Source organism: Pseudoalteromonas sp. S3260 (assembly GCF_005886925.1).
GTDB classification, from domain to species: Bacteria; Pseudomonadota; Gammaproteobacteria; order Enterobacterales; family Alteromonadaceae; genus Pseudoalteromonas; species Pseudoalteromonas tetraodonis.
Window position 1 is genome coordinate 1 of record NZ_PNCV01000170.1, and the last position, 6,988, is coordinate 6,988.

The 6,988-nt window shown below is 40.9% G+C and carries 7 protein-coding genes; 5 read left to right on the plus strand and 2 right to left on the minus strand.

Features of this window, described 5'->3' with window-relative positions; all coding sequences use genetic code 11:
- Window positions 1-72: 72 nt before the first annotated feature.
- Both fghA and CWC14_RS17770 read right to left on the minus strand, forming a co-directional pair.
- Window positions 73-915, minus strand: coding sequence for an S-formylglutathione hydrolase (gene fghA, locus CWC14_RS17765; RefSeq protein WP_138564214.1), 843 nt, complete (start codon window positions 913-915; stop codon window positions 73-75).
- A gap of 66 nt (window positions 916-981) precedes the next feature.
- A complete protein-coding gene (locus tag CWC14_RS17770) occupies window positions 982-2,103 on the minus strand; it encodes an S-(hydroxymethyl)glutathione dehydrogenase/class III alcohol dehydrogenase (RefSeq protein ID WP_013464850.1) in 1,122 nt (373 codons plus the stop codon).
- A gap of 130 nt (window positions 2,104-2,233) precedes the next feature.
- On the opposite strand from CWC14_RS17770, the gene CWC14_RS17775 reads away from it, so the two are divergent.
- The 5 genes from CWC14_RS17775 (at window position 2,234) to CWC14_RS17795 (ending at window position 6,957) form a co-directional block, all read left to right on the plus strand.
- Window positions 2,234-3,106, plus strand: a complete 873-nt coding sequence (locus CWC14_RS17775) for a LysR family transcriptional regulator (protein WP_171036873.1) — start codon at window positions 2,234-2,236, stop codon at window positions 3,104-3,106.
- A gap of 136 nt (window positions 3,107-3,242) precedes the next feature.
- Window positions 3,243-4,460 (plus strand): lipoprotein-releasing ABC transporter permease subunit, encoded by a 1,218-nt coding sequence (locus CWC14_RS17780; protein WP_138564218.1) that lies wholly within the window; start codon window positions 3,243-3,245, stop codon window positions 4,458-4,460.
- Window positions 4,453-5,151, plus strand: a complete 699-nt coding sequence (gene lolD / locus CWC14_RS17785; RefSeq protein ID WP_036982810.1) for a lipoprotein-releasing ABC transporter ATP-binding protein LolD — start codon at window positions 4,453-4,455, stop codon at window positions 5,149-5,151. Before CWC14_RS17780 ends, lolD begins: the two co-directional genes overlap by 8 nt.
- Entirely contained in the window at window positions 5,141-6,385 is a 1,245-nt protein-coding gene (locus tag CWC14_RS17790) for a lipoprotein-releasing ABC transporter permease subunit (protein WP_138564220.1), read from the plus strand. The genes lolD and CWC14_RS17790 overlap by 11 nt, the downstream gene beginning before the upstream one ends.
- A gap of 98 nt (window positions 6,386-6,483) precedes the next feature.
- Window positions 6,484-6,957: a YehS family protein gene (locus CWC14_RS17795; protein ID WP_024601041.1), complete on the plus strand. Its 474-nt coding sequence runs from the start codon at window positions 6,484-6,486 to the stop codon at window positions 6,955-6,957.
- The last annotated feature ends 31 nt before the right edge of the window (window positions 6,958-6,988 follow it).

The following is a 6,988-nucleotide window of genomic DNA, read 5'->3' on the forward strand; positions in this document are numbered from 1 at the left end:
AAAGGTCAACAGACCCTAAAGTCTTTAAAGAATGTGTAGAAGTAGATAACTCTACTCTACACAGTAATGAATCTAAGCCGATAAAAACTGATGATGAAATAATAAGTGTTGGTCTATAAAGCTACTAATAAAAAAGTAACTATGATCGTAGCCAGCGTGCATTTCGAGCTGCATCGGATACGCTTTTGTATTAGCGATATCGACCAAATTTTGCGGCTTAAGCTGCTCTTCTAAAAAGTTATCAGCATCACCTTGGCTTATCAGCATAGGTAAATAGTTAGCTTGCTCGGCTTGTTGCATTAATTCGCAAGTATCGTAGTGTGCCCACGTTGTTTTGTCGTCGCCTAAGTAGCCTGTAAATGCTTTTACACCCCACGGACACGCCATAGGATTAACAATAGGACTAAATGCCGAAGCGCTGGTGTACGATTGTGGGTTTTTAAGTGCAATCATCAATGCGCCGTGCCCGCCCATTGAATGACCACTAATTGCTTTTTTATCTGTAACAGGAAAGTGTTGCTCAATTAGTGCCGGTAACTCATTAACAACGTAATCATACATATTAAAATGGGTGTTGTAGGGCGCTTTTGTGGCATTAAGGTAAAACCCAGCACCTTGTGCAAAATCATAGCTGTCTTCGTTTGGCACGTTATCACCACGTGGGCTCGTATCTGGCGCTACAATGGCGATACCCAGCTCCGCTGCTTTTTTAAATGCGCCTGCTTTTTGCATAAAGTTTTCATCGGTACAGGTTAAACCTGATAACCAGTACAGTACCGGCACCTTATTGGTTTCACTGGCGCCTGGCGGTAAAAAAACTGCAAAACGCATAGTGCAACGAGTGCTTGAAGCGCTATGACTGTATTGCTTATGCCATCCGCCAGCCACTTTCGCTGTTGAAATATTTTCTAACATAACAATCCTTAAAAGCCGTTACTTAATAGCAACGGCTTGTGATGGTAATTAAGTGAAATGAGCGTATTAGTAATGAATTACAGTACGAATACTTTTACCTTCATGCATTAAATCAAAGGCATCGTTAATTTCTTCTAGGCTCATGGTATGAGTGATAAAGTCGTTTAGCGCAAATTCACCCGCCATGTAACGCTCTACAATTTCAGGAAGTTGTGAGCGGCCTTTAACACCACCAAATGCGCTACCACGCCATACACGGCCAGTAACAAGTTGGAACGGACGAGTTGAAATTTCTTGGCCAGCACCGGCTACACCAATAATCACAGACTCTCCCCAACCCTTATGACAACACTCAAGCGCAGAGCGCATTACATCAACATTACCAATACATTCAAATGAGTAATCAACACCGCCATCGGTCATCTCAACAATGACTTCTTGAATTGGCTTGTCAAAGTCTTTTGGATTAATTAAGTCGGTAGCACCTAGTTTGGTCGCCAAGTCAAATTTAGAGGTATTAATATCAATACCAATAATACGACTTGCACCAGCCATTTTAGCGCCAATAATGGCAGATAAACCAATACCGCCTAAACCAAAAATAGCCACCGTATCGCCCGCTTTTACTTTAGCCGTATTTGTTACAGCGCCCATACCGGTAGTAACACCACAGCCTAATAAACAAATTTCTTCTAACGACGCTTCTTTGTTTACTTTAGCCAATGAGATTTCTGGCAATACTGTGTATTCAGAAAATGTAGATGTACCCATATAGTGGTAAATAGGCTCGCCATCTTTGAAAAAGCGAGTGGTGCCATCTGGCATTAAGCCTTTACCTTGCGTTTCGCGAACTGCTGAACACAAGTTTGTTTTACCTGAAGTACACATTTTACATTCACCACATTCTGCGGTGTATAAAGGAATAACGTGATCGCCAACTTCTACACTTGAAACACCTTCGCCCACAGCATAAACCACACCCGCGCCTTCATGACCTAAAATAGCGGGGAAAATACCTTCAGGATCTTCACCTGATAAAGTAAAAGCGTCTGTATGGCACACACCAGTGGCAGTGATTTTGACCATTACTTCGCCTTTTTTAGGCATCATCACATCAACTTCTTCAACGCTTAAAGGCTGATTAGGGCCCCAGGCAATCGCTGCTTTTGATTTTATAAATTCAGACATGTGTATATCCTTTGTAGTGGTTTGAATATGAATTGTAGACCCATACTGTTTGGGTGATGAGGTTATTGTATTTGTTTCTCAGATAATGATAATCTTCAATTTAATAAAACACTTTTACAGTATGGTAATAATTATGCGTTGGGAAGGTATTGATGAGTTTATTGCTGTTGGCGAAGAGGGGAGTTTTACCCAAGCTGCACAGACGTTAGGTTTATCGGTTGCTCATATTAGCCGCCATGTTACAAAGCTAGAACAACGGTTAAATACGCAATTATTAACACGTACCACTCGAAAGGTTGTGTTAACCAAAGAGGGCGAGCAGTTTTTACACCAAGTTAAACATTTACAGCACGCAATGGACGAGGCCACTCAAGGCTTAGCATCGGTACAAACCTCACCTAAAGGTAAAATTAAATTAACAGCACCGGTTATGTATGGTGAAAGTTTTATTATGCCCATTGTGCATTCATTTATGCATGATCACCCTGAGGTAGAAGTAATCGCAACGCTCTCTAACGAGCAAGAAAACTTATTAGAGGGGGGCTTTGATTTAGCCATTCGACTAGGCCATTTAAAAGATTCAAGCTTAAAAGCGCGGCGCTTGAGTTCGCGACGATTTATTATGTGTGCTTCACCTGCATATTTAGCGCGTTTTGGTGAGCCTCACACTTTGGGGGAGCTTAATAATCATCAATGTTTAATTGGCAATAGTAGTTATTGGCGAGTAAATGAAAATAATCGTGATAAACATATTAAGGTAGCAGGGCGATTGCATTGTAATAGCGGCTGGGCACTCGTTGACGGCGCAATAAAGGGTTTGGGTATTGTTCAGTTGCCTGATTACTATATTGAAAATGAAATTAAATCCGGTCAGTTAATACCTATATTAACTGCATACCAACCACAACAAGAGGGCGTGTGGGGTCTATATCCGCCACGGCAATTTGTGGCTACTAATGTGCGGGTATTACTTGATTACTTAGTAACAGGGCTGAAAGTTTAGCAGGGTTTACTGGTTTGTTTAAAATATAGCCAAGTATCAGATTTATAAATTATTTCTTACATTTATGGTGATATTCAATTGCGCTGAGTTCGTGCTACTATAACGCCACACTTTTGGCATTAATGTTTTAATTAATATGTTTCAACCTGTTAGCCTATTTATCGGACTCAGATATAGCCGCTCCTCTAAAGGCAATGCGTTTATTTCGTTCATTTCGTTTTTTTCTATTGCAGGTATAGCGATTGGTTTAATGGCGCTTTTTACGGTCAGTAGTGTAATGAACGGCTTTGAGAGTAGTTTAAAATCAAATATGTTGGGGCTTATTCCACACGTTGAAATACAAGCTAAAGATCACTCCAAAGCGCAAATGAATTCGCTAAAACCTGCGCTTGAGCAATCACCGTATGTTGATCATGTTAGTTTGTACCGCCACGGTGAAGCCATATTGCAAACCAATAAAGATCTTCACGGGGTGTTATTACAAGGGCTTTACGACAATAACGGCTCGCTGTATAAAATCACCGACAAAATAGTCCAAGGCAATTGGCAAAGCGTACTAAACAATAATTATAACATTGCAATAAGTCGTTATTTAAGCCGCAAACTTGGCGTTGGCTTAGGCGATAAGTTACGAGTAATTATGCCTAACGCATCTACGTACACCCCACTTGGGCGCATGCCAAGCCAACGTTTATTTAAAATTGCTGCTATTTATGAAACTGGCTCTGAAATAGACATGGGACTAGCATTTACCAGTGGCGTATCACTCCAACGGGTTTTAAAACTTAGCAACAATACGGTACCTAATTTAAGCGTGTCACTGCATGAGCCGTTTGCACTTGACCAGTTTATGCAAGACAGCCAACACATACTCAATGACTTTAAACTCACCGACTGGCGGAGCAGTCAAGGCACTTTATTTGCCGCCGTTGCGATGGAAAAACGTATTATGTCTATGCTCCTTGGCTTAATTGTGCTGGTGGCGGTATTTAATATTGTATCGGCACTGACCATGATGGTCAGTGAAAAACAAAGCGAAGTAGCAATCTTGCAAACATTAGGGCTCACACCAAGCCAAGTGCAAACCGTATTTATGGTGCAAGGACTTTATAATGGGGTAATTGGAACGGCCGTGGGCGCCTCTTTAGGTATTTTATTAAGCTTATATATAAATGAACTGCTGGCTTTGGTTGGTTTAAATTTACTATCGGGAATTTCACTCCCCGTCAAATTTGATGTGGTTAGTTTAAGTGTTATTGCCGTTTTAAGCTTAGCAATGAGCTTTTTAGCGACTTTATATCCAGCGCGCCAAGCCGCTAAAGTAAACCCAGCAGAGGTATTACGTTATGAATGATTTAGTAATTAGTTGTGAAAAAATAAGTAAGGTGTACCAAGACGGGCAAAATCAGGTTGAGGTATTAAAAGGGGTTGATTTAGCCCTAACGCAAGGTGAAATGCTGGCAATTGTTGGCAGCTCAGGTTCAGGTAAAAGCACCTTGTTACATATTTTAGGCACCTTAGACACGGCCAGTGCGGGTAGTGCAAAAATAAAAAACCAAGACGTTGCTAAGTTATCTCGCTCGCAGCAAGCGGCTTTCAGAAATAAAAACTTAGGGTTTATTTATCAATTCCACCATTTATTAATGGAATTTAGCGCGGTTGAAAACGTTGCCATGCCATTACTCATAAAAGGATTGAGCGCAAAAGAAGCCAATAAAAAAGCGCTTAACATGCTAGATAAGGTAGGCCTTGCACATAGAAGTAGCCATAAGCCATCGGCTCTTTCTGGTGGTGAACGCCAGCGTGTTGCCATTGCACGCGCTCTAGTGACAGAGCCTGCGCTGGTGCTTGCTGATGAGCCAACGGGTAATTTAGATAAGCAAAATGCAATTAAAATTTACGATTTAATTAATCAGCTAAATAAAAGTTTAAACACCAGCTTTGTGGTGGTTACTCATGATTTAGAGCTGGCTGATAAGCTGGGTAAAATAGCGTACTTAGATGATGGTAAACTAACGATAAAAGAGTCTAGCCATGTTGCTTAGTGCCTTTATTAGTAAACGCTTTAGAGCCTATTCAGGCCATAAAGATGAAAAAAATGCCTTTGTAAGTTTTATAGCTAAAGCATCCACTATCGGTATTTTACTTGGTGTTGCAGTGTTAATTGTGGCGTTATCGGTGATTAATGGGTTTGAACAACAATTGGTTCATCGTTTATTAAGTGTCGTGCCGCAAGTTGAATATGTTGCCCCAAGTAGGCCGATTGCCGATTGGCCCAGCAAAGTCGAAAAGTTAAAACAGCAATCACACGTAACAGGCGCAGCCCCATTTATTGCCGTTAATGGTATGGCGCAATTTAAAAGCCAATTAAAAGCGGTTGAGATCCGAGGTGTTGAGCCTTCGTTGGAAGGTGGCGTGTCAGCCATCAACCAATTTACACAAGGTAAATTAGTCAGCCAGTTAACAGGTGATGATGTTATTTTAGGCACGCAAATTGTTAAGCAACTTAATATCGCATTAGGTGATAACGTGACCTTGTTAATCCCGCAAATTAGTGAAAAAGGCCGGTCATTACTCGCCCCAAAACGTGTTACCCTCACGCTTGCGGGCATTATAGAAATGGGCGGACCAATCGACAGCAGCGCTGCTTTTATTCATCTTAACAAAGCACAACAAACCTTAGGCTATGATCAAAGCCAAGTAACAGGGTTACGCTTGCGTGTTGATAATGTGTTTTCGGCGCATCAAATAGCGCTTCGTGTTGGCCAGACTATTACCGATTATGTGTATATTTCGAGTTGGCTTAGAACGCAAGGTAGCTTGTATCAAGATATTCAAATGGTGCGCACGATTGTTTATATTGTGGTGTTTTTAATTATCGCGGTGGCGAGTTTCAATATTGTGTCTTCACTGGTAATGGAAGTGCGTGAAAAAGAAGGCAATATTGCTATTTTAAAAACCATGGGTGCCAAAGACAGTACCATATTGGCTACTTTTGTCATGCAAGGCTTAACCCAAGCATTTGTGGGTGTACTTTTAGGCTCAATTGTTGGCGTGATTTTAGCAATTAATATTAGTGAGCTATTTACTTGGCTGAGCTTGTTACTGGGTGAAAACCCGCTAGAAGGTGTGTACTTTATCGAATTTTTGCCCAGTAAATTAGTTTGGCAAGATATAGTGTTAACTGTTATTGCCACCTTTGTGCTTGCAATATTGGCGACGCTGTATCCAGCATGGCAAGCAACACGAGTTGATCCGGCAAAAGTATTGGGTAATTAAAGACAGTATTTAATAGGGCACTAAGTGTAACTCTGATAAACTGCGTCGCTACTTAACAACGTTTGTTTGCTGAGCACTTATTTACCTTGGGATTTACTTTGACAAATAACGATATTTTACGCCGTATTCGCTACACTTTTGATTTAACAGATTCAGCTATGGTTGATGTTTTCGCCGCAGCAGCGCAGAGCGTAAGCACTGAGCAGGTGATTGCATGGTTAACTAAAGAGGGCGAGCCTGGGTATACCCCAATAAGTGACACTGAATTTGCGGTATTTTTAAATGGTTTTATAAATACCAAGCGCGGCAAGCGTGAAGGTGAGCAGCCAGAGCCTGAAAGTAAATTGAACAACAATATTATTTTTATGAAGCTACGTATTGCTTTAAATATGAAAGCAGAAGATGTGATCGCGACCTTGGCGTTGGTTGATTTTGATTTAAGTAAACATGAGCTAAGCGCATTTTCACGTAAAGTTGAAAACAAGCATTACCGTGTGTGTAACGATCAAATCTTGCGTTTATTTTTAACCGGTGTACAGCGTACTTTTCGCCCAGATGGCGAAAAAGCTTAATGTATTTTATGGCTCTATTTGCGTTAGTTGT